Source organism: Pseudomonas sp. URIL14HWK12:I6 (genome assembly GCF_000514195.1).
Lineage (GTDB): Bacteria > Pseudomonadota > Gammaproteobacteria > Pseudomonadales > Pseudomonadaceae > Aquipseudomonas > Aquipseudomonas putida_A.
Map to the genome: position 1 here is coordinate 351,630 of NZ_AZVL01000002.1, position 23,943 is coordinate 375,572.

Consider the following 23,943-nt stretch of genomic DNA (forward strand, 5'->3'; position numbering starts at 1 on the left):
CCCCTGTGGGAGCGGGCTTGCTCGCGAAGCTTTTAAAGGCTTAGTGCTTGAACATCACATGCCGAACCGTGGTGTAGTCCTCCAACCCGTACATGGACATGTCCTTGCCGTAGCCGGACAATTTCTGCCCGCCATGGGGCATTTCGCTGACGAGCATGAAGTGGGTATTCACCCAGGTGCAGCCGTATTGCAACCGCGCAGACAAACGATGCGCGCGTCCGACATCCGCCGTCCACACAGAGGAAGCGAGGCCGTAGTCCGAATCATTGGCCCACTCCAGCGCCTGGGCTTCATCGGTGAACTTGGTCACCGACACCACCGGCCCGAACACTTCGCGGCGGACGATCTCGTCATCCTGTTGCGCGTCGGCCAGCACCGTCGGTTCGAAGAAGAAACCGTCGCCTTCCACAGCCTTGCCGCCGGTGATCAAGCGAATGTGCGACTGTGCCACGGCGCGTTCCACGAAAGCGGCCACGCGGTCGCGATGTTGCGCGGTGATCAGCGGCCCCAGCTCGGTCGACGGATCATCCTGCAAGCCGTATTTGATGCTGCTCACCGCCGCGCCGAGCTTCTCGACAAACTTGTCGTAGATGCCCTGCTGCGCGTAGATCCGGCACGCGGCGGTGCAGTCCTGTCCGGCGTTGTAGAAACCGAAGGTGCGGATGCCTTCAACGGCGGCATCGATGTCGGCGTCGTCGAAGATGATCACCGGCGCCTTGCCGCCCAGTTCCATGTGCATGCGTTTGACGCTGCCGGCGGTGCTGGAAATGATGTTCGAACCGGTGGCGATGGAACCGGTCAGCGAGACCATGCGCACTTTAGGATGCGTGACCAACGGGCTGCCGACGGTAGGACCGCGACCGAATACCAGATTGAGTACACCGGCCGGGAAGATTTCCGACGCCAGTTCGGCCAGACGCAACGCGGTCAGCGGGGTTTGTTCCGACGGCTTGAGCACCACGGTATTACCGGCAGCGAGGGCCGGGGCGATTTTCCAGGCGACCATCATCAACGGGTAGTTCCACGGCGCGATGGAGGCGATCACGCCCACCGGATCGCGGCGGATCATCGAAGTATGACCAGGCAGGTATTCGCCACCGGCCGAACCGCTCATGCAACGACTGGCGCCGGCGAAGAAACGGAATACGTCCGCAATCGCCGGGATCTCGTCGTTCAGTGCGGCGCTGTAGGGTTTGCCGCAGTTGTCGGATTCGAGTTTCGCCAGTTCCTCGCCGTGGGCTTCGATGGCGTCGGCGAGTTTGAGCAGCAGCAGCGAACGGTCTTTCGGCGTGGTTTGCGACCACTCGGCGAAGGCGTTGTCGGCGGCGCGCACGGCGGCGTCGACCTGGGCCTCGGAGGCTTCGTTGATCTCCACCAGTATGCTGCCGAGCGCCGGGTTGAGCACCGGTTGGGCCGGGCCTTCGCCGTTAACCAGGTGGCCGTTGATCAAGAGTCTGGTTTGCATGTTGTTGTCCTCACTAACACTTTTATTGTTCTGGCCGAATCGATAACCCTGTGGGAGCGAGCCTGCTCGCGAAAGCGGTGTGTCAGCCGACATCAATGCTGGATGTGTCGGCTTCTTCGCGAGCAGGCTCGCTCCCACAGGGGGATTTTGGTGTTTGTCAGATATTCATTTCCCACCACTGCCCGCGACACTCTCGCCACCCCGGGTCAGGTAATACGCGCCGAGAATCGGCAGCATGGTCACCATCATCACCAGCATGGCAACCACGTTGGTCACCGGCACATCCCGTGGCCGGCTCAGTTGATTGAGCAGCCACAACGGCAACGTGCGCTCATGCCCGGCGGTGAACGTGGTGACGATGATTTCGTCGAACGACAGCGCAAAGGCGAGCATGCCGCCGGCCAACAGCGCCGAGCCGAGGTTGGGCAGGATGATGTAGCGAAAGGTCTGCCAGCCATCGGCACCGAGGTCCATCGAGGCCTCGATCAGACTGTGCGAAGTGCGGCGCAGGCGGGCGATGACGTTGTTGTAGACGATCACCACGCAGAACGTCGCGTGACCGACGATGATGGTGAACATCCCCGGCTCGATCCCCAGTGTCTTGAACGTCGCCAGCAGCGCGATCCCGGTGATGATCCCCGGCAGCGCGATCGGCAAAATCAGCATCAGCGAAATGCCCTGCTTGCCGAAGAAATCGCGGCGGTACAACGCGGCTGAAGCCAGTGTGCCGAGCACCATCGCGATCAACGTGGCGATGGCGGCAATCTGCAGCGAGAGCTTGATCGCCTCCAGCACATCCGGCCGCGAAAACGCCACGCTGAACCAGTGCAGGGTGAAGCCCTTCGGCGGAAAGCTGAACGCGGCTTCCTCGGTGTTGAAGGCGTAAAGAAAGATGATCAGGATCGGAAAGTGCAGAAACACCAACCCGCCCCAGGCCGCGATGCGCAGACCGAGAGATGCTTTTTCAGAGTGCATCGAAGGCCCCCAGTCGTTTGACGATGGACAGGTAAATGGCGATCAACACAATCGGCACCAACGTGAACGCTGCGGCCATCGGCATGTTGCCGATCGCACCTTGCTGCGCGTAGACCATACTGCCGACGAAGTAACCCGGCGGCCCGACCAATTGCGGCACGATGAAGTCGCCCAGGGTCAGGGAAAAAGTGAAGATCGAACCGGCAGCAATTCCCGGAATCGACAGCGGCAGAATCACCTGCATGAAGGTCTGGCGCGGCTTGGCGCCGAGGTCGGCGGAAGCCTGCAACAGCGATGGCGGCAGACGCTCCAGCGACGCCTGAATCGGCAGGATCATGAACGGCAGCCAGATGTAGACGAACACCATGAACCGCCCCAGATGCGAGGTCGACAGGGTGCTGCCACCCACACCGAGAATCCCCAGAATGAACTGCAACACCGGTTCCAGCCCCAGGTGCTGGACGAACCACTGCGCGACACCGCCCTTGGCCAGCAGCAACGTCCAGGCGTAGGCCTTGACGATGTAACTGGCCCACATCGGCATCATCACCGCGATGTAGAAAAACGCCTTGGTCTTGCCCGTGGTATAGCGCGCCATGTAGTAGGCAATCGGGAACGCGACGATGGCGCTGGCGATCGACACGACGATGGCCATGCTCAGCGTGCGCAGGATGATGTCGAAGTTCGACGGCTGAAACAGCGCGGCAAAATTCGCCAGGGTCAGGTCAGGGGTGACCGCCATGGTGAAGTCGTCAAAGGTGTAGAACCCCTGCCACAACAGCACCAGCAACGAGCCGAGGTAGATCGCGCCGAACCACAGCAATGGCGGCACCAGCAGCAGCGACAGATACAGGTTCGGTTTGCGATAGAGCAGGTTGGAGAACCGCCGCAACGGCGGTGCTTGAGTCATCGCGAGCGTGCTCATTTCACACCCCGCTCGCCACGGTGTCGTGCAGCGGGATCATCGCTTCCCGCGCCCAGCGTGCGCTCAGGCGCTGACCGGGCTGGTGCTGCGCGCTGCTGTCGATCCACTGATTGTTGGCGTGGCTGATGCTCAGGGTCTGGCCGTTTTCCAGCGTCAACTCATAGCGCGTGGCGCTGCCCTGATACTGGATGTCGTGGAGCAGACCGCTGACTTCGATTTCATGGCTGGCGAGCGGCCCTTCGGCGAAACGCACGTGCTCGGGGCGAATCGAAAACGGCTGCGGATGACCGCTGATTTGCCGTGCGAGATCGCCGCGAATCACGTTCGAGGTGCCGACGAATTCGGCGACGAACGTGGTGGTGGGTTTCATGTACAGATTGCGCGGGGTGTCGACTTGTTCGATGCGGCCCTTATTGAACACCGCCACGCGGTCGGACATCGACAGTGCTTCGGTCTGATCGTGAGTGACGAAGATGAAAGTGATGCCGAGCTGGCGTTGCAGCTTCTTCAGTTCACTCTGCATCTGCTCGCGCAATTTCAGGTCGAGGGCGCCCAATGGCTCATCAAGCAACAGCACGCGCGGACGATTGACCAAGGCGCGGGCGAGGGCGACACGCTGGCGCTGACCGCCGGACAACTGCACCGGTTTGCGTGCGCCGTAGCCACCGAGGGCGACCATGGCCAACGCCTCTTCGGCGCGCTTGTGGCGCTCGGTTTTGCTCACGCCTTTGACCTTCAAACCGTAGGCGACGTTGTCCAGCACGTTCATGTGCGGGAACAGTGCGTAATCCTGGAAGACGGTGTTCACATCACGTTGATACGGCGGCAGACCGGCGGCTTCGGCGCCGTGAATGCGGATCGAGCCGGCACTCGGTTGTTCGAAACCGGCGATCAGGCGCAGGCAGGTGGTCTTGCCCGAGCCGGAAGGGCCGAGCATGGAAAAGAACTCGCCGTCCTGGATGTCGATGGAAACCCGGTCAACGGCCTTCACCTCGCCGAACTGCCGGGAAACGTTGGTGAACTGGACTGCAAGCGTCATGGTGCGGTGCTCCAAAAAGGCGCGGGCCGTCGCAGCGGCCCTCGCCTGGACTTCTGAAAAAACTGAAACATCTAACGGTGAATGCGATCCGCTTTTAGCTCCCTCTCCCTCCGGGAGAGGGCGTGGGGTGAGAGTGGCCTCATTGGCCGTCGCCCTTCAATCAAGAGCAAAGTCAAAAGCCACCCCCTCACCCCAGCCCTCTCCCCCAGGGGGGAGAGGGGAAAGGGAGTTAGACCAAGTTGCTCTCGGGCTTACCTGCCGCCCATGATCGCAATGTAGTCCTGAGTCCAGCGGCTATAAGGCACGAACTTGCCGCCCTCGGCCTGCGGGGTTTTCCAGAAGGCGATCTTGTCGAACTGGTCGAAGCCATTGGTCTTGCAACCTTCGGCGCCGAGCAGTTCGCTCTCCTTGCACGCCGCCGGAACGGCGGGCAACGAACCGAACCACGCCGCCACGTCACCCTGGACTTTCGGCTGCAACGACCAGTCCATCCACTTGTAGGCGCAGTTCGGGTGCTTGGCTTCGGCGTGCAGCATGGTGGTGTCGGCCCAACCGGTAGCGCCTTCTTTGGGGATGGTCGAAGCGATCGGCTGTTTCTCGTTGATCAGGCCGTTGACCTGATACGGCCAGGCGCTCGACGCGACAACACCTTCGTTCTTGAAGTCGCTCATTTGTACCGTGGTGTCGTGCCAGTAGCGGTGGATCAATGGCTGCTGTGCGCGCAATAGATCGAGCACGGCTTTGTACTGCGTTTCGGTCAGTTGATACGGATCCTTGATCCCCAGCTCAGGTTTGGCGGTCTTCAGGTACAGCGCCGCATCGGCGATGTAGATCGGGCCGTCATAAGCCTGCACGCGGCCCTTGTTCGGTTTGCCGTCGGGGAAATTCTGCGCGTCGAACAGTACGTTCCAGCTGGTCGGCGGCGTCTTGAACACGTTGGTGTTGTACATCAGCACGTTCGGGCCCCACTGATACGGGGTGCCGTAGGTCTGGTTGTTGACCACGTACCACGGCGCATCTTTCAGACGTGGGTCGAGGGTTTTCCAGTTCGGGATCAACGCGGTGTTGATCGGTTGCACACGCTTGCCGACGATCAGGCGCAACGAGGCATCGCCCGAAGCGGTGACCAGATCGTAACCACCCTTGGCCATCAGGCTGACCATCTCGTCGGAGGTCGCGGCGGTCTTGACGTTGACCTTGCAGCCGGTTTCCTTCTCGAAACCGCTCACCCAGTCGTAAGCCTTGTCGCTCTCGCCACGTTCGATGTAGCCCGGCCAGGCCACGATATCCAGCTGACCCTCGCCGGCGCCGACCGCCTTCAGCGGCTCGGCAGCTTGCAGGCTGGCGCTGGCCAGCAAGGCTGTGGTGATTGCACTGAGCAGTGCGGTCTTGTGCACGAACATGGTTGAACCCTCTTCTTTAAATTATGGTCGGGGCAGTTGTGAACGCGGTGAAGCCATGCCGTTTTGCGGCTTGTTATTAGCGTAGTCAGAGATGCTGGCCGTGGCGGGCCATGATGTGCCGCACCACGCTGTAGTCCTGCAGCGAGTCACTGGATAAGTCTTTGCCGTATCCCGAGCGTTTCAGCCCGCCGTGGGGCATTTCGCTGACCAGCATGAAATGGCTGTTGATCCACGTGCAGCCGTACTGCAAACGGGCGGCGACCTGCATTGCCTTGTCCAGATTCTGCGTCCACACCGACGAGGCGAGGCCGTATTCGGAGTCGTTGGCCCAGTCCACGGCTTGCGCGAGTTCGTCGAAGCGGGTCACGGTGACCACCGGGCCGAACACTTCACGCTGGACGATTTCATCAGTCTGTTTGCAACCGGCCAGCAACGTCGGCTGGTAGAAGAACCCGGCGCCGGAATGCACCGCCGCGCCAGTCACGCGCTCGATGTGCGGCTGGCCGAGGGCGCGCTCGACGAAACTGGCGACGCGGTCGCGCTGGCGGGGGCTGATCAGCGGGCCGATCTCGTTGTCGGCATCGCGCTTGCCGGCGAAGCGCAGGCTGCTGACCGCTGCGCCGAGCTCGGCGACCAATTTGTCGTGAATGCCTGTTTGCGCGTAGATCCGGCACGCGGCGGTGCAGTCCTGCCCGGCGTTGTAGTAACCGTAGGTGCGCACGCCGTCGACCACCGCTTGAATATCCGCGTCGTTGCAGACGATCACCGGGGCTTTGCCGCCGAGTTCAAGGTGTGTGCGTTTGAGGGTTTTCGCTGCAGCCTGGAGAATCTTCTGCCCGGTGACGATATCGCCGGTCAGCGAGACCATGCGCACCTTGGCGTGACCGACCAGATGGCTACCGACGCCTTCACCGCCGCCGCAGATGATGTTGATGACCCCGCGCGGCAGGATCTCGGCGAGTGCTGGCGCCAGTGCGAGGATCGACAGCGGCGTGTGTTCTGACGGCTTGAACACCAGCGTATTGCCGGCGGCGAGGGCCGGGGCGATTTTCCACGCGGCCATCATGATCGGGTAGTTCCACGGGGCAATCGACGCCACCACGCCAATCGGATCGCGACGCACCATGCTGGTGTAACCCGGCAGGTACTCGCCACTGAGCTGACCGGTCTGGCAGCGCACGGCACCAGCGAAGAAGCGGAACACGTCGACGGTGGCGGTCAGATCGTCCTGCCGCGCCAAGTGCAGCGGCTTGCCGCAGTTCAGCGCTTCGAGGCGGGCGAGGTAATCGGCGTGTTTTTCGACGGCGTTGGCGATGTCCAGCAGCAGGTTGGAGCGTTGTTGCGGCGTGGTGCGTGACCATTCGGCAAAGGCGCGGTGGGCGGCGAGGATCGCGGTTTCGACCTGCTCGGTGCTGGCCTCGGCGATGTGGGTGAGGATTTCACCGCTGGCCGGGTTGAGGATCGGTTCGACGAAACCCTGCCCGGCGACCAGTTCGCCGTCGATCAACAACGCGGTACACATCGGGGTCTGCACGCCAGCCATTTTCCGCGATCTCTTTTCTTGTGTGGTCATTGTGGCTCCCGTGCCCGGGAGCCGACCGTCTTATAGATGCAGCAAGACTAGTGCGCGGCTCCGAGGTCGACAAATTCTAAATACTGAAGGTGGCATTCGATTAAATAGATGGCTTGCGTCCGCCGTGCGGTTGTTCGCGGGCCACAGTCAAAAACGGGTCGACCAGAGCGGGACGTGCAGTACCGCGGCGCCAGGCCAGACCGACATCGAGGGTCTGGTTGAGGTCGGCAATCGGCCGCGCTTCGATGATGTCGCCCTCCAGTGACCATGGGCGATAAGTCATGTCCGGCTGGATCGACACACCCAAACCCGCCGCCACCAGACTTCGCACCGCCTCGGTGGATGCGGTTCTGAGAGTGATCTTCGGTTGCAGCCCGGCACCGCGCCACAAGCGCTGGGCATTGCGATCCATCTCGTCGACGTTCAGTTGAATCAGCGGCTCGCGAGCGACGTCGGCGAGGTTGATGCTGTCGTGTTCCAGCAGCGGATGTTGGGCCGGCAGCCACAGACGGTGCGGCGAGTGGGTCAGCACTTCGGTCTGCAGGGCGTGGCGGTCTTCGAGGTTGGAGAGGATCAGCACGCCAACATCGATTTCGCCGCTGACCAGCAAATGCTCGATGTACGGCCGCTCGTCCTCCATCACCCGGATCTCGACGTTGGGATAGGCACGCTGGAATCGGGTGAGCAGATCGGCGAGGTAATAACCGGCGACCAGGCTGGTCACGCCGACGATCAACTGTCCGGCGACCTGATCGGTGCTTTGTTGCAGGCTGCGCTTGGCATTGTCCACGGTGGCCAGAATCAGGTGCGCCTGCCGCAGGAACTGGTGGCCCTGATGGGTCAGGGTCATGCCCTTGGCGTGGCGGCTGAACAGGCTGACGCTGATTTCCTCTTCCAGTTGCTGAATGGCGAGGGTCAGGGTCGATTGGGAAATAAACGCGGTTTGCGCGGCGGCGGAAATCGAGCCGGTCTCGGCCACCGCGATGAAGTGACGGATCTGACGCAGGGTCATCATGAGAAGGGTACCCGGTGGGCGGTTTTTATAGATTGGCCTGAGTGTATATCTATTTTCGCGAAGGGCTGGTGCAGGCGGAGCAACATCTGGAAGCACACTCGCAAGCAGGGGCGGGGCACTTTCGAACTAGGCTGAGGGCCTGATAGATCCGGATAACCCCTGTTTTGGAGGCGGAACATGAACACCCGTGGATTGCTCGATCAACTACTCAAGTCTGGCCAGGATCTTTTGCAGAACAAGGCCGGTGGCGCGCAGAACAAACCCGCGGCTGGCGGGCTGGGCGGTTTGCTGGGTGGGTCTTCAGGCTCCGGTGCTCTGGGAGGCCTGATCTCGGGTGCAGGCGGTGGTGCTCTGGCGGCCGGGGCCATGGGCCTGCTGCTCGGCAGCAAAAAGGCGCGCAAGGTCGGCGGCAAAGTTGCGGTCTACGGTGGCCTCGCTGCCCTTGGTGTGCTGGCCTATAAGGCTTACGGCAACTGGAACGCCCAGAAAGGCACCGCCCCACAAACCGAACCGCAGACCCTGGATCGACTGCCACCGGCGCAAGCCGAACAACACAGCCAGGCCATTCTCAAGGCGCTGGTCGCCGCCGCGAAGGCTGACGGCCATATCGATGACCGCGAACGTCAGCTGATTGAAGGCGAATTCACCAAACTCGACAACGATCAGGAATTGCAACACTGGCTGCACGCCGAACTCAACAAACCCCTCGATCCCGCAGATGTCGCCCGCGCCGCCAGCACCCCCGAAATGGCGGCGGAAATGTACATCGCCAGCGTGATGCTGGTGGATGAGGAGAGCTTTATGGAAAAGGCGTATCTGGAGGAGTTGGCCAAGCAACTGAAACTGGAGCCGGGGTTGAAGGTGGAGCTGGAGAAGCAGGTGCGCCTGGCATCGCAATAGAACTGCCTGAGCACGGTATTCATGTAGGAGCTGCGGTACGCTGCGATCTTTTGATTTTTTAAGCCAACAGCAAAAGATCGCAGCGTGCCGCAGCTCCTACAAGGTTTTGGGCCAGACGCCGAAGCCTGCTCACGATTGCGTTTTCAGCCGCGCATCCACAGCAATGGCCGATCCAGCGCCCCTTTTTGTCATTCCATCACTGGCACGCCAGCCCCGGATTGTCGGACAGTCCCACCCCAGAGCCTTCCCGCGAACCAAGTCGGGCCGGCCCGAGGGTTAAAAAGCGTCTTATAAATGAAACACCGCCCTCGGCTATACTCCCCGCATTTCGACTTAGGCACGAGGAATCACTGTGAAGAACTGGACGTTACGCCAACGCATTTTGGCGAGCTTTGCGGTGATTATCGCCATCATGTTGCTGATGGTCGTCGTTTCGTATTCCCGCCTGCTGAAAATCGAAGCCAGTGAAAGCAGCGTGCGTGACGACGCGGTTCCCGGCGTCTATTACAGCTCGATGATCCGCGGGGCGTGGGTTGACAGCTATCTGCAGACCCAGGAACTGCTCGGCCTCAAGGAAGGGCAGGGCATCAGCAGCGAAGATGCGGCGGATTACAAGGCGTTCGAGACGCGCCTGCAAGAGCAGATGGCCAACTACCGCAACACCGTGACCACCGACGAAGACCGGGTCGAGTTCGCCGCGTTCGAGAAGGATCACGACACCTACATGCAGATTCAGGATCAGGTACTCGATCTGCACAAGCGCAATCTGGAAGCCGAAGCGGTCAAGCTGTTCACCGAGAAGCTGACCCCGGCCTGGTACACCGGTCGCATGAAACTCAACGACATCATCGGCGAAAACAAGCGGGTCGCTGATCAGGCCATGGCCAACATCGACGAGGCGGTAGCGGCGGCCAAGGTCAGCATGTTCGTCTCGCTGCTGGTGGCCGTGCTCGCAGCCGGTGCCTGCGGTCTGCTGCTGATGCGCGCGATCATGGCGCCGATGAACCGCATCGTGAAGATCCTCGAAATCATGCGTACCGGCGACTTGAGCAGCCGTCTGAATCTGGATCGCAAGGACGAGTTCGGTGCGGTGGAAACCGGCTTCAACGACATGATGACCGAGCTGACTTCGCTGGTGTCCCAGGCCCAACGCTCCTCGGTGCAGGTGACCACTTCGGTGACCGAGATTGCCGCCACCTCCAAGCAGCAACAGGCCACCGCCACCGAAACCGCGGCCACCACCACCGAAATCGGTGCGACCTCACGTGAAATCGCCGCCACCTCGCGGGATCTGGTGCGCACCATGACCGAAGTATCCACCGCCGCCGATCAGGCTTCGGTGCTCGCCGGTTCCGGTCAGCAAGGCCTGGCGCGCATGGAAGACACCATGCACTCGGTGATGGGCGCGGCCGATCTGGTCAATGCCAAGCTGGCGATCCTCAACGAGAAGGCCGGCAACATCAATCAGGTGGTGGTGACCATCGTCAAGGTCGCCGATCAGACCAACCTGCTGTCGCTCAACGCTGCCATCGAGGCCGAGAAGGCCGGCGAGTACGGGCGTGGTTTTGCCGTGGTCGCCACCGAAGTACGGCGTCTGGCGGATCAGACCGCCGTCGCCACTTACGACATTGAGCAGATGGTCCGCGAGATCCAGTCGGCGGTGTCTGCTGGCGTGATGGGCATGGACAAGTTCTCCGAAGAAGTGCGCCGGGGCATGGCCGAAGTGCAGCAGGTCGGCGAGCAACTGTCGCAGATCATCCATCAGGTGCAGGCGCTGGCGCCGCGGGTGTTGATGGTCAACGAAGGCATGCAGGCCCAGGCCACCGGTGCCGAACAGATCAACCATGCGCTGGTGCAGTTGGGCGACGCCAGCAGCCAGACCGTCGAGTCGCTGCGTCAGGCCAGTTTCGCCATCGACGAACTGAGCCAGGTGGCCGTCGGGCTGCGCAGCGGCGTTTCGCGATTCAAAGTCTGATGAGCGAAGTCACCGCCAAACGCAGCGCTGCGCCGGTGGCGAAGCAGGCGTTGTTCCTGCTGTTTCGCATCGGCAGCGAGCGTTACGCCTTGCGCGCCACCGAGGTGGCGGAAGTGTTGCCGCGCCTGCCGTTGAAGCCGATTGCCCAAGCGCCGAACTGGGTCGCCGGGGTGTTCGCCTATCGCGGTGCGGTGGTACCGGCCATCGACCTCAGTGCGCTGACTTTCGGCCATCCCGCCGAGGCGCGCACCAGTACGCGGCTGGTGCTGGTGCATTACCGTCCGGATGAACAGCAGCCGTCGCGCTGGCTCGGGCTGATCCTTGAACAGGCGACCGATACCCTGCGCTGCAACCCCGAGGATTTTCAGCCGTATGGCCTGGACAATCGTCAGGCGCCGTACCTCGGCCCGGTGCGCGAAGATGCCCAGGGGCTGGTGCAGTGGGTGCGGGTCAACGACTTGCTGGATGACGCGGTGCGCAGCCTGCTGTTTCCGGCGCCGCTTGGGGCGCAGTCATGAGCAGCGACCAGCGTTTTTTCGATTTCCTCAAGGAACGCATCGGCCTGGATGTCACGTCGGTGGGGCCGGCGATCATCGAGCGCGCGGTGCGCCAACGCACCACGCTCTCGCAAGCGGCGCACAGCGATGAATACTGGCAACTGCTGCAAGGCTCGCGGGACGAACAGCAGGCGTTGATCGAAGCGGTGATCGTCCCCGAAACCTGGTTTTTCCGTTATCCGGAATCCTTCGCCACCCTCGGCAAGCTGGCGCGCAAGCGTCTGGATGAATTGAACAACATGCGCGCGCTGCGCATCCTCAGCTTGCCGTGCTCGACCGGCGAAGAACCCTATTCGATTGCCATGGCCTTGCTCGATGCGGGGCTCAAGCCGCATCAGTTCAAGGTCGACGGCATGGACGTCAGCCCGCTGTCGGTGGACAAGGCGCGACGGGCGTTGTACGGCAAGAACTCGTTTCGGGGGCAGGATCTGGATTTTCGCGAGCGTCATTTCACCGCCGAGCAGGACGGCCATCGGGTCAGCGAAGCGGTGCGTGAGCAGGTGCGCCTGCAGGCCGGCAATGTGCTGGATCCGACGCTGCTGGCGGGTGAGCCGCCGTTCGATTTTGTGTTCTGCCGCAACCTGCTGATCTATTTCGACCAGCCGACGCAGAAGCAAGTCGTCGAAGTGCTCAAGCGTCTGACGCACGTTGATGGCGTGTTGTTCATCGGGCCGGCCGAGGGCAGTCTGCTCGGGCGCCTGGGCATGCGTTCGATCGGTATTCCGCAGTCGTTCGCCTTCAGTCGGCACAATGATCCGCTGCCGGAGCCGGTGTCATTGCCTACCCCCACGCCATTGCCCGTGCGCCAACCGCTGCGCAGTCCGCCGCCAGTATCGCCACCGGTGCGTCCGCGGCCGTTTGCCAGCGTTGCACCGTTGCCCGTCAGCAGCAAAAGCGCCAACCCGGACGCGGCGACCTTGCTCGCCAACATCGCCGCGCTGGCCAACGAAGGCAAAAGCGCCGAGGCCCGCGCGGCATGCGAGCAGTATCTGCGCAGTCACGAACCGGTGGCGCAGGTGTTCTATTGGCTCGGTCTGCTCAGCGATGTTGCCGGTGCCGCGCTCGAAGCCCAGAGTCATTACCGCAAGGCCTTGTACCTTGAACCGCAACACCCCGAAGCGTTGATGCACCTGGCCGCCTTGCTGCAGGCCCAGGGCGACAGCGCCGGTGCCAGACGATTGCAGGAACGCGCCGCCCGCAGCGGCCGCACCGCCGACAGTGAGCGTAAACGATGATCCCGTCCGACACCTTGAACGTCACCCACGAAGACGCCCGGGCCATCGATGATTGCTGGAACCGTATCGGTATTCATGGCGATAAGTCGTGCCCGTTGCTGGCCGAGCATATTCATTGCCGCAACTGCGCGGTGTATTCCGCCGCCGCCACGCGCCTGCTGGACCGTTATGCATTGCAGCAGGACGAACGCGATCCGGTCGCCGTGGCGGTCGAAACCGATGTGAAAACCCGTTCGCTGCTGATGTTCCGCCTCGGCGAGGAATGGCTGGGGCTGGCCACCCGCAGCCTGGTAGAGGTGGCGCCGTTGCAGGCGATCCACTCGCTGCCCCACCAGCGTTCGCGGGCCTTGCTTGGCGTGGCGAACGTGCGCGGGGCGTTGGTCGCGTGCCTGTCGCTGGTCGAGTTGCTCGACCTTGATGGCAACGCCGCACCGGCCACTGGCGCGCGGATCATGCCGCGCATGCTGATCATCGCCGCCCACGGCGGACCGGTGGTGGTGCCGGTGGACGAGGTCGACGGCATCCACGCCATCGATGAAAAAATTCTCGACGCCGCGTCGCGTGCCGGCGGTGAGCACAACAGCACGGCCAGCGCCAAATACACCCGTGGTGTCCTGCAATTTCGGGGGCGCAGCCTGCGTTGGCTGGATGAAGAACAGCTGCTGTCCGCCGTGACCCGGAGCCTCACATGACCCCCGAGCAAATGCGCGACGCCTCGCTGCTGGAGCTGTTCAGTCTTGAAGCCGAAGCCCAGACCCAGGTGCTCAGCAGCGGGCTGCTGGCGCTGGAGCGCAACCCGACTCAGGCCGACTATCTGGAGTCGTGCATGCGTGCGGCGCACTCGCTCAAGGGCGCGGCGCGGATCGTCGGCATCGACAGCGGTGTCAGCGTCGCCCATGTGATGGAAGATTGCCTGGTCAGCGCGCAGGAGGGGCGGCTGTTGCTGCGTCCCGAGCACATCGATGCGTTGTTGCAGGGCACCGATCTGTTGATGCGCATCGCCACGCCGGCCAATGCTCCGCAAGCGCCGGACATCGAAGCGTATGTGGCGTTGATGGGACTCCTGCTCGACCCTTCGGCAGCGCCCACAGTGGCGCCACCGCCGATGGCCGAGTTGCAGATGCAGGCGCCGCCGCCTGCGCCTGCACCGATTGAAACCCCGGCGCCATTGATCGAGACACCGCTGGAAACCTCCGACCCGGCACCGCGCAAGAACAAGCGCACCACCGAGGGCGGCGAGCGCGTGCTGCGGGTCACCGCCGAACGCCTGAACAGCCTGCTCGACCTGTCGAGTAAATCGCTGGTCGAAACCCAGCGCCTCAAGCCGCATCTGGCGACCATGCAGCGTCTCAAACGCATGCAGAATAATGGCCTGCGGGCACTGGAAAGCCTCAACGTGCATCTCAAGGAACATGCGCTGAGCCTTGAGGCCCAGGAAGCCCTTGAAGATGCGCGGCGCTTGCTGGCCGAGTCTCAGCAATTGCTCGCGGAAAAGAACGCCGAGCTCGACGAGTTCGCCTGGCAAGCCAGCCAGCGCGCCCAAGTGCTCTACGACACCGCGCTGGCCTGCCGCATGCGCCCGTTTGCCGACGTGCTCACCGGTCAGGTGCGCATGGTTCGAGACCTGGGGCGCAGCCTCGGCAAACAGGTAAGGCTGGAGATCGAGGGCGAGAAGACCCAGGTCGATCGCGACGTGCTGGAAAAGCTCGAAGCGCCGCTGACTCATTTGCTGCGCAACGCGGTCGATCACGGCATCGAAACCCCGGAACAACGCTTGCTCAAGGGTAAGTCCGAAGAAGGCCTGATCCGCCTGCGTGCCTCGCATCAGGCCGGTTTGCTGGTGCTGGAATTGAGCGATGATGGCAATGGCGTCGATCTGGAAAAGGTCCGCCGCAGCATCGTTGAACGCCAATTGTCACCGGCAGAAACTGCCGCGCAGTTGAGCGAAGAAGAACTGCTGACCTTCCTGTTCTTGCCGGGTTTCAGCCTGCGCGACACGGTGACCGAAGTGTCCGGGCGTGGCGTCGGCCTCGATGCGGTGCAGCACATGGTGCGGCAACTGCGCGGCGCGGTGGTGCTGGAGCAGACGGCGGGCGAGGGCAGCCGCTTTCATCTGGAAGTGCCGCTGACCCTGTCGGTGGTGCGCAGTCTGGTGGTCGAAGTCGGCGAGGAGGCTTATGCGTTTCCGCTGGCGCATATCGAACGCATGTGCGATCTGGAGCCACAGGACATCGTGCAGATCGAGGGCCGTCAGCATTTCTGGCACGAAGGTCGGCATGTCGGGCTGGTCGCGGCCAGTCAGTTGCTGAATCGTCCGGCCAGTCAGAGCAGCGGCGAAACCCTCAAGGTCGTGGTGATTCGCGAGCGTGACGCGATCTACGGGGTGGCGGTCGAGCGGTTTGTCGGCGAGCGCACGCTGGTGGTGCTGCCGCTGGATGAGCGACTGGGCAAGGTTCAGGATATTTCCGCCGGGGCGCTGCTCGACGACGGTTCGGTGGTGCTGATCATCGATGTCGAAGACATGCTGCGCTCGGTGGACAAACTGCTCAACACCGGGCGTCTGGAGCGTATTGCTCGCCATGGCAATCAGGCCGCCGAAGTGGCGCGCAAACGGATTCTGGTGGTCGATGACTCGCTGACCGTGCGCGAGTTGCAACGCAAGTTGCTGCTCAATCGCGGCTATGACGTGGCGGTCGCGGTGGACGGCATGGACGGCTGGAACGCGCTGCGTTCGGAGGACTTCGATTTGCTGATCACCGACATCGACATGCCGCGCATGGATGGCATCGAACTGGTGACCCTGTTGCGCCGTGACAACCGCCTGCAATCGCTGCCGGTGATGGTGGTCTCGTACAAGGATCGTGAAGAGGACCGGCGTCGTGGACTGGACGCTGGCGCCGACTATTATTTAGCCAAGGCCAGTTTTCATGACGACGCCCTGCTTGATGCAGTGGTTGAGCTCATTGGAGGAGCGCGGGCATGAAGATCGCAATCGTCAACGACATGCCCCTGGCGGTGGAGGCTTTGCGCCGTGCGCTGGCCTTCGAGCCGGCGCATCAGGTGGTCTGGGTCGCCAACAACGGCGCCGAGGCGGTGCGTCTGTGCGCCGAAAACACCCCGGATCTGATCCTGATGGACCTGATCATGCCGGTCATGGATGGCGTCGAGGCCACCCGGCGGATCATGGCCGAAACCCCGTGCGCGATCGTTATCGTCACGGTCGATCGTCAGCAAAACGTGCACCGGGTCTTCGAGGCCATGGGCCACGGCGCGCTGGACGTGGTCGACACCCCGGCCATTGGTGCGGGGAACGCGCAGGAAGCGGCGGCGCCGTTGCTGCGCAAGATCCTCAACATCGGCTGGCTGATCGGCGAGAAAACCCCACGCTCGCGCCCGGTGCCGACGCCCCACCGCAGTTCGGCGTCGTGCAAGCGGCTGGTAGCGATCGGCTCGTCGGCCGGCGGACCGGCCGCGCTGGAAGTCCTGCTCAAGGGCCTGCCACGCCATTTCTCGGCCGCCATCGTGCTGGTGCAGCACGTGGATCAGGTGTTTGCCGCGGGCATGGCCGAATGGCTGGCCAGCGCCAGTGGCCTGGACGTGCGCCTGGCCCGCGAAGGCGAGCCACCGCAGGCCGGCGCGGTGCTGCTGGCCGGCACCAACCACCATATTCGTTTATTGAAAAACGGCACGCTGGCCTACACCGCCGAGCCGGTCAACGAGATCTACCGGCCTTCGATCGACGTGTTTTTCGAAAGTGTCGCCAGTTATTGGAACGGCGATGCCATCGGGGTTTTATTGACCGGGATGGGACGCGACGGGGCGCAAGGGCTTAAGCTCATGCGCCAGCAGGGTTATCTGACCATCGCGCAGGATCAGCAAAGCAGTGCGGTGTACGGCATGCCCAAGGCAGCAGCGGCGATCGATGCGGCCGTCGAAATCCGTCCACTGGAAAAGATAGCGCCACGATTGCTGGAGGTATTCCCCAAATGAACAGACTATTCCGCAATCCTGGCCCCCGCAGTACTCAGGTGACCGCCCATGAATGATTTACAGATCGACGACATTAAAACCGACGAAAACGCCGCCATGGTGTTGTTGGTGGACGATCAGGCGATGATCGGCGAAGCCGTGCGCCGTGGGCTGTCGAATGAAGAGAACATCGACTTCCACTTCTGCTCCGATCCGCACCAGGCCATCGCCCAGGCGGTACGGATCAAGCCGACGGTGATTCTGCAGGACCTGGTGATGCCCGGCCTCGACGGCCTGAGCCTGGTGCGCGAATACCGCAATCATCCGGCGACCAAGGACATCCCGATCATCGTGCTGTCGACCAAGGAAGACCCCCTGATCAAGAGCGCGGCGTTCTCCGCCGGGGCCAACGACTATCTGGTGAAACTGCCGGACACCATCGAGTTGGTGGCGCGCATCCGCTATCACTCGCGCTCCTACATGACCCTGCTGCAGCGCGATGCGGCGTACCGTGCGTTGCGCGTCAGTCAGCAGCAGTTGCTCGACACCAACCTGGTGCTGCAACGGCTGATGAACTCTGACGGCCTGACCGGGCTGTCGAACCGCCGGCACTTCGACGAGTACCTGGAGCTGGAATGGCGCCGCTCGCTGCGCGACCAGAGCCAGTTGTCGTTGCTGATGATCGACGTCGATTACTTCAAGTCCTACAACGACAGTTTTGGTCATGTTGAAGGCGATGAGGCGCTACGCAAGGTCGCCACCGCGATCCGCGACGCCAGCGCCCGACCGTCGGACCTGCCGGCCCGCTACGGCGGTGAAGAGTTCGCCCTGGTGCTGCCGAACACCTCGCCGGGCGGCGCACGCCTGGTGGCGGAAAAGCTGCGCCAGACCGTGGCGGCGCTGAAGATTCCGCACAACACCCCGGGCGACGGGGCGAGCCTGACCATCAGCATCGGTCTGGCGACCATGGTGCCGCAGGCGGGCAGCGATTGCCGGCTGCTGATTTCGGCGGCGGATCGCGGGTTGTATCTGGCGAAAAACAACGGGCGTAATCAGGTGGGTATCGAATAGCCCACGCAAACCCCCTGTGGGAGCGAGCCTGCTCGCGAAAGCTGCCGCACGGGAGACATTGATGTTGTCTGATGCACCGTCTTCGCGAGCAGGCTCGCTCCCACAATGGATCGGCGGTATGTCAAGTGAATCGCCTTAACAGCCGCCAGACGGGCTGCCGTGACAGCCTGATTACGTTATACTCGCCGGCTTTCAAAAGTTCGCCAACGAGTGCTGCCCGTCATGGAAATCAACCCGATCCTGAACACCATCAAGGACCTGTCCGAGCGCTCCGAAACTATTCGGGGGTATCTTTGACTACGATCAAAAGCATGAGCGTCTGATCGAAGTCAATCGCGAGCTTGAAGATCCTGCAGTCTGGAACAAACCTGAATACGCCCAGGAACTGGGCCGCGAGCGAGCATCGCTGGCGCAGATCGTCGACACCCTGGATGAGCTGTCCAGTGGTCTGGCCGATTCCCGCGAGCTGCTCGACATGGCCGTTGAAGAAAACGACGAAGGCGCGGTAAACGACGTCGTTGAACTGCTTCAAGGGCTTGAAGAGTCACTGGCCAAGCTTGAATTCCGCCGCATGTTCAGCCACGAGATGGACCCGAACAACGCCTACCTGGACATCCAGGCCGGCTCCGGCGGCACCGAGGCCCAGGACTGGGCCAACATCCTGCTGCGCATGTACCTGCGCTGGGCGGACAAACGCGGTTTCGACGCGACCATCATGGAATTGTCGGCCGGTGAAGTCGCCGGTATCAAAGGCGCGACCGTGCACATCAAGGGCGAATACGCCTTTGGCTGGCTGCGTACCGAGATCGGCGTGCACCGTCTGGTGCGCAAGAGCCCGTTCGATTCCGGCAACCGTCGCCACACCTCGTTCTCTGCGGTTTTCGTCTCGCCAGAGATCGACGACAAGGTCGAAATCGAAATCAACCCGGCAGACCTGCGGATCGACACCTATCGTTCCTCCGGTGCCGGTGGTCAGCACGTAAACACCACCGACTCGGCCGTACGTATTACTCACGTACCGACCAACACCGTGGTCAGCTGCCAGAACGAGCGTTCCCAGCACGCCAACAAGGACACCGCCATGAAAATGCTGCGGGCCAAGTTGTACGAGCAGGAAATGCAGAAGCGCAACGCCGCTTCCCAGGCGCTGGAAGACACCAAGTCGGACATCGGCTGGGGTCACCAGATCCGTTCGTACGTGCTCGACGCGTCGCGGATCAAGGACCTGCGCACCAACATTGAACGCAGCGACTGCGACAAGGTGCTCGACGGCGACATCGACGAATACCTGGAAGCCAGCCTGAAATCGGGGCTGTAAAAGACGCACACAGGGTCGCTGATGCAACGCGATCCCTGTAGGAGCCAGCTCAGCTGGCGATTCCCGGGCCGTCAGGTCCGGGGGCAACGAACCTGATGGAATATCTGAAGACATGAGCGACCAACAACTCGACCCGCAAGCCCTGCAACAGGAAGAAAACTCCCTGATCGCCCTGCGCAAGGAAAAGCTGGCTGCCGAGCGCGCCAAGGGCAACGCCTTCCCGAACGACTTCCGCCGCGAAAACTACTGCGAAGATCTGCAGAAGAAATACGCGGACAAGACCAAGGAAGAGCTGGCCGAGGCTGCAATCCCGGTCAAGGTTGCCGGTCGCATCATGCTCAACCGTGGCTCGTTCATGGTGATCCAGGACATGACCGGTCGCATCCAGGTCTACGTCAACCGTAAAACCCTGTCCGAAGACACCCTGGCCGCCGTCAAGACCTGGGACATGGGCGACATCATTGCCGCCGAAGGCACCCTGGCGCGTTCCGGCAAGGGCGACCTGTACGTCGAAATGACCAACGTGCGCCTGCTGACCAAGTCGCTGCGCCCGCTGCCGGACAAGCATCACGGCCTGACCGACACCGAACAGCGCTACCGTCAGCGTTACGTTGACCTGATCGTCAACGAAGACGTGCGCCAGACGTTCCGCGTGCGTTCGCAAGTGATCGCGCACATCCGCAGCTTCCTGATGAAGCGCGACTTCCTCGAAGTCGAGACGCCGATGCTGCAGACCATTCCTGGCGGCGCCGCAGCCAAGCCGTTCGAAACCCACCACAATGCGCTGGACATGGAAATGTTCCTGCGTATCGCGCCTGAGCTGTATCTGAAGCGTCTGGTGGTTGGCGGTTTCGAGAAAGTGTTCGAGATCAACCGCAACTTCCGTAACGAAGGCGTTTCGACGCGTCACAACCCTGAATTCACCATGTTGGAGTTCTACCAGGCTTACGCCGACTACGAAGACAACATGGACCTGACCGAAGAACTGTTCCGTGAACTGGCGCAGTTGGTGCTGGGCAGCACCGACGTGCCGTACGGCGACAAGGTGTTCCACTTCGGCGAGCCGTTTGCCCGTTTGTCGGTGTTCGACTCGATCCTCAAGTACAACCCTGAGCTGACCGCCGATGACCTGAACGACATCGACAAGGCGCGCGCCATCGCCAAGAAGGCCGGCGCCAAGGTGCTGGGCTTCGAAGGTCTGGGCAAGCTGCAGGTGATGATTTTCGAAGAGCTGGTCGAGCACAAGCTGGAGCAGCCGCACTTCATCACTCAGTACCCGTTCGAAGTGTCGCCGCTGGCCCGTCGTAACGACGAGAACCCGAACGTCACCGACCGTTTCGAGCTGTTCATCGGCGGCCGTGAAATCGCCAACGCCTACTCCGAGTTGAACGACGCGGAAGACCAGGCCGAGCGTTTCATGGCGCAGGTGGCCGACAAGGACGCCGGCGACGACGAAGCCATGCACTACGACGCCGACTTCGTGCGTGCGCTGGAGTACGGCATGCCGCCAACGGCCGGTGAAGGTATCGGCATCGACCGTCTGGTGATGTTGCTGACCAACTCGCCGTCGATCCGCGATGTGATCCTGTTCCCGCACATGCGACCGCAAGCGTAAACGTTTCAGTTAAAAAGCCGCCTAAAACAGGCGGCTTTTTATTGCCTGTCTGGTACAAATGTATCAATTGGTTAATTTTGCAATAGCAGAGGAAGTCCAGTCGTGATGGTTGCAATCGCTCAAGAAGGTGCAGCGGGTATCGCCACTGCGGTCGCTGAAAGTGTTCAGTACCAAGGCCGCAAGGCCAGCCGACAGGGCAGTGAGCAGCGTCGACAGGACATTCTCGACGCGGCGATGCGCATTGTCGTGCGTGACGGCGTGCGCGCCGTGCGCCACCGTGCGGTGGCGGCCGAGGCCGGTGTGCCACTGTCGGCCACTACTTATTACTTCAAGGATATCGATGACCTGCTCACCGATACTTTCGCCCAATACGTCGAACGCAGCGCGGCCTACATGGCCAAGCTGTGGATCAACAACGAAGGCCTGCTGCGCGAGATGGTCGTCAGTGGCGACGGCAGCCCCGAGTCGCGCTCGCAACTGGCGGACGACATCGCGCGGCTGATGGCTGACTATGTGCACCGGCAACTGGTCAATCGCCGCGAACACCTGATGGCCGAGCAGGCGTTCCGCCAGGAAGCGCTGCTCAACCCGCGGCTGGCGGATCTGGTGCGCTCGCATCAGCAGATTCTGCTGCAAGGCACCTGCCAGTTGTTCCAGGTGCTGGGCTCGCGTGAACCGCAGCAGGATGCCAAGGTGTTGACGGCGATTATCGGACGGATGGAATATCAGGGCCTGCTCAACGACGCCGAGCCTTTGGCCGAACAGGACATGCTCGGGATTCTGACGCGGTACATGCATCTGGTCCTGGCCTCGGTGTAATGCCAATCCCTGTGGGAGCGAGCCTGCTCGCGAATGCGGTCTGACATTCAACATCTTTGTTGCCTGACACACCGCTTTCGCGAGCAGGCTCGCTCCCACAGGTGAAAGTGGTGATCGTCAGGGCGGGATATGTTCATAGGGAGTATTGAATGAAAGCCTGGCGTGGCGTGCTGATCGCCTTGTCGTTCCTGCTGCTCAGTGGCTGTCTGGTGACCTTCAAGGATCCGCTGCCTGCCAGTGACCCGGCGCCCAAGGGCCTGCTGGGCACGTGGTCGAGCACCAATGCCTGGGGCGAACCAATGAACCTTGAGCTGACCCGCGTCGGCAACGATCGCTATCAGGCCGTCACCTGGTTCAAGGCCCGGCCTCACGAGCGCGAGGCGTACCCGTTCACCGTGTCGCGCCATGGCAGTCGCTGGTACCTGTCGGCGAAAGTGCCGGCGCGTTACGGTGGCCAATACACCATCGCCGGTTTCGAACTCACCGACAAACACGAGCTGGTGGTGTACAACCTCGACCTCGAACAGATCAATCAGGCGATCAAACAGCAAGCCCTTGACGGCAAGGCTTTCCAGACTGAAGACGACGGCGACGGCGTGCAGGTCGACAGTCGCCTCGACAAGGTCTTTGCTTACCTCGACGATCCGGCCAATTCCGATGTCTTCGTCGAGGCCGCGCGCTATCAGCGCCAGGCCCGCGCCAAATAATTCAGTTTTCTACAGGAGTTTCGGGTGGACGATTACCAGCAGACGATACGCACGCTGTCCGATCGCATTGTGCTGGCGCAGACGCCGATCCGCGTGCTCGATGCGGTGAAGTGGGACGAGAACATCCGCAAGGGCTTTCTCAAGGCCAAAGGCAAGGAAATGCCGGCGGTGGATCGCGACTACTACCTCAATCGGCCGCTGTCCTTCGATTCGAGCAAGGTCAAACTGGAATTCCAGAACATCGAGCGCGACATCACCCGCCAGCTCGGCCAGTTCAACCCGGTCGGGCAGATCATGCGGCGCATGTGCAAGGAATACCGCATGGTGGTGCGCATGCTCGAAGCGCGCGGCACCGAGGATTTCGGCCTGATCTCCCAGGAACTCTACGGCGCCGCCTCCGATGCGTTCCACGCCGGCGACCCGACCCTGGCCGACCTCGGCCTGATGATGTCCGACTACCTGAACAACATTGATGGCCGTGGCGACCTGAAGGACGAACCGAAGATCCTCACCGCCAAGGATGCCGTTCACCTGCTGCAAACCCGGTTGAACAAGGTGTTCGGCGAGGCCGAGGAAACCATCCGCGTGTTCGAGTCCGACGGCATTGTCGCCGACGCGGCGGCAGGCGCCGACTACATCAAGATCCGCACTGACGCGCTGTTCAACGACCGCGACGTGCGTGCACTGGAAGTCCACGAAGGTCTGGTGCACGTCGGCACCACGCTCAATGGCTTGAACCAGCCGATCTGCACCTTCCTGTCCAAAGGCCCACCGTCGTCGACGGTGACCCAGGAAGGCCTGGCGATCTTGATGGAAATCATCACCTTCGCCTCCTACCCAAGCCGTCTGCGCAAACTGACCAACCGCACCCGTGCCATTCACATGGTCGAGGAGGGCGCGGACTTTTTGCAGGTGTTCGAGTTCTTCCGCGAGCAGGGCTTTGAAATGGCCGAAAGCTACGGCAACGCCAGCCGGGTGTTCCGTGGTTCGACCCCGACCGGTCTGCCATTCACCAAAGACTTGTCCTATCTCAAGGGCTTTATCATGGTTTACAACTACATTCAGTTGGCCGTGCGTAAGGGCAAGCTTGAGCAGGTACCGCTGCTGTTCTGCGGCAAGACCACCCTGGAAGACATGCGTACCCTGCGTCAGTTGGTCGATGAAGGTCTGGTGGTGCCGCCGAAATATTTGCCTGAACAGTTCCGCGACATGAACGCGCTGTCGGCGTGGATGTGCTTCTCCAACTTCCTCAATCACCTGAGCCTGGACCGGATCGAGGCGGATTACTCCAATATCCTCTGAACGACGAAGAAAAATTCCCCTGTGGGAGCGGGCTTGCTCGCGAATGCGATTTCACATTCAACATTAATGTTGGCTGATGC

The 23,943-nt window shown here is 61.8% G+C and carries 20 protein-coding genes; 13 read left to right on the plus strand and 7 right to left on the minus strand.

Features of this window, described 5'->3' with window-relative positions; translation table 11 throughout:
* Positions 1-40: 40 nt before the first annotated feature.
* The 7 genes from H043_RS0105270 to H043_RS0105300 all read right to left on the minus strand — a co-directional run bounded on the left by H043_RS0105270 (position 41) and on the right by H043_RS0105300 (position 8,395).
* Positions 41-1,465, minus strand: a complete 1,425-nt coding sequence (locus H043_RS0105270; RefSeq protein ID WP_027610986.1) for a gamma-aminobutyraldehyde dehydrogenase — start codon at positions 1,463-1,465, stop codon at positions 41-43.
* A gap of 165 nt (positions 1,466-1,630) precedes the next feature.
* The gene (locus H043_RS0105275; protein WP_007967757.1) at positions 1,631-2,440 is read right to left on the minus strand and encodes an ABC transporter permease; all 810 of its coding nucleotides are present in this window, start codon (positions 2,438-2,440) and stop codon (positions 1,631-1,633) included.
* On the minus strand, positions 2,430-3,365 hold the full coding sequence (locus H043_RS0105280) for an ABC transporter permease (RefSeq protein WP_027610987.1): 936 nt from the start codon (positions 3,363-3,365) through the stop codon (positions 2,430-2,432). The genes H043_RS0105275 and H043_RS0105280 overlap by 11 nt, the downstream gene beginning before the upstream one ends.
* A 1-nt stretch (position 3,366) precedes the next feature.
* A complete protein-coding gene (locus H043_RS0105285) occupies positions 3,367-4,404 on the minus strand; it encodes an ABC transporter ATP-binding protein (protein WP_027610988.1) in 1,038 nt (345 codons plus the stop codon).
* Positions 4,405-4,655: 251 nt separating this feature from the next.
* Complete coding sequence (gene ydcS, locus H043_RS0105290; RefSeq protein WP_027610989.1) at positions 4,656-5,807, minus strand: putative ABC transporter substrate-binding protein YdcS; 1,152 nt, start codon at positions 5,805-5,807, stop codon at positions 4,656-4,658.
* 85 nt (positions 5,808-5,892) lie between these two features.
* Entirely contained in the window at positions 5,893-7,350 is a 1,458-nt protein-coding gene (locus tag H043_RS0105295; protein WP_027610990.1) for a gamma-aminobutyraldehyde dehydrogenase, read from the minus strand.
* A gap of 130 nt (positions 7,351-7,480) precedes the next feature.
* Positions 7,481-8,395: a LysR family transcriptional regulator gene (locus H043_RS0105300; protein WP_027610991.1), complete on the minus strand. Its 915-nt coding sequence runs from the start codon at positions 8,393-8,395 to the stop codon at positions 7,481-7,483.
* A 177-nt stretch (positions 8,396-8,572) separates the two neighbouring features.
* Between H043_RS0105300 and H043_RS0105305 the strand changes: the two genes are divergently transcribed.
* The 13 genes from H043_RS0105305 to H043_RS0105370 all read left to right on the plus strand — a co-directional run bounded on the left by H043_RS0105305 (position 8,573) and on the right by H043_RS0105370 (position 23,863).
* The gene (locus H043_RS0105305; protein ID WP_027610992.1) at positions 8,573-9,295 is read left to right on the plus strand and encodes a tellurite resistance TerB family protein; all 723 of its coding nucleotides are present in this window, start codon (positions 8,573-8,575) and stop codon (positions 9,293-9,295) included.
* Positions 9,296-9,647: 352 nt separating this feature from the next.
* On the plus strand, positions 9,648-11,270 hold the full coding sequence (locus H043_RS0105310; protein WP_007964198.1) for a methyl-accepting chemotaxis protein: 1,623 nt from the start codon (positions 9,648-9,650) through the stop codon (positions 11,268-11,270).
* Complete coding sequence (locus H043_RS0105315) at positions 11,270-11,788, plus strand: chemotaxis protein CheW (protein WP_027610993.1); 519 nt, start codon at positions 11,270-11,272, stop codon at positions 11,786-11,788. Before H043_RS0105310 ends, H043_RS0105315 begins: the two co-directional genes overlap by 1 nt.
* Complete coding sequence (locus tag H043_RS0105320; RefSeq protein WP_027610994.1) at positions 11,785-13,062, plus strand: protein-glutamate O-methyltransferase CheR; 1,278 nt, start codon at positions 11,785-11,787, stop codon at positions 13,060-13,062. The genes H043_RS0105315 and H043_RS0105320 overlap by 4 nt, the downstream gene beginning before the upstream one ends.
* Positions 13,059-13,754, plus strand: a complete 696-nt coding sequence (locus H043_RS0105325) for a chemotaxis protein CheW (RefSeq protein WP_007964201.1) — start codon at positions 13,059-13,061, stop codon at positions 13,752-13,754. The genes H043_RS0105320 and H043_RS0105325 overlap by 4 nt, the downstream gene beginning before the upstream one ends.
* A complete protein-coding gene (locus H043_RS0105330; protein WP_027610995.1) occupies positions 13,751-16,045 on the plus strand; it encodes a hybrid sensor histidine kinase/response regulator in 2,295 nt (764 codons plus the stop codon). Before H043_RS0105325 ends, H043_RS0105330 begins: the two co-directional genes overlap by 4 nt.
* Entirely contained in the window at positions 16,042-17,052 is a 1,011-nt protein-coding gene (locus H043_RS0105335) for a chemotaxis response regulator protein-glutamate methylesterase (protein WP_007964205.1), read from the plus strand. The genes H043_RS0105330 and H043_RS0105335 overlap by 4 nt, the downstream gene beginning before the upstream one ends.
* A 48-nt stretch (positions 17,053-17,100) precedes the next feature.
* On the plus strand, positions 17,101-18,102 hold the full coding sequence (locus H043_RS0105340) for a diguanylate cyclase (protein ID WP_025112221.1): 1,002 nt from the start codon (positions 17,101-17,103) through the stop codon (positions 18,100-18,102).
* Between the two features lie 222 nt (positions 18,103-18,324).
* Positions 18,325-19,420 (plus strand): peptide chain release factor 2 gene (gene prfB, locus H043_RS0105350; RefSeq protein ID WP_096795805.1). Its coding sequence is split into 2 segments (ribosomal slippage): positions 18,325-18,396 and positions 18,398-19,420, totalling 1,095 coding nucleotides; the frame shifts between segments, so codons are not numbered across the junction.
* Positions 19,421-19,532: 112 nt separating this feature from the next.
* Positions 19,533-21,035: a lysine--tRNA ligase gene (gene lysS / locus H043_RS0105355; RefSeq protein WP_003222049.1), complete on the plus strand. Its 1,503-nt coding sequence runs from the start codon at positions 19,533-19,535 to the stop codon at positions 21,033-21,035.
* Between the two features lie 105 nt (positions 21,036-21,140).
* The gene (locus H043_RS0105360) at positions 21,141-21,854 is read left to right on the plus strand and encodes a TetR/AcrR family transcriptional regulator (RefSeq protein ID WP_007964212.1); all 714 of its coding nucleotides are present in this window, start codon (positions 21,141-21,143) and stop codon (positions 21,852-21,854) included.
* 149 nt (positions 21,855-22,003) lie between these two features.
* On the plus strand, positions 22,004-22,561 hold the full coding sequence (locus H043_RS0105365) for a hypothetical protein (RefSeq protein WP_027610998.1): 558 nt from the start codon (positions 22,004-22,006) through the stop codon (positions 22,559-22,561).
* Between the two features lie 24 nt (positions 22,562-22,585).
* On the plus strand, positions 22,586-23,863 hold the full coding sequence (locus H043_RS0105370) for a flavohemoglobin expression-modulating QEGLA motif protein (protein ID WP_003222055.1): 1,278 nt from the start codon (positions 22,586-22,588) through the stop codon (positions 23,861-23,863).
* Positions 23,864-23,943: the final 80 nt, after the last annotated feature.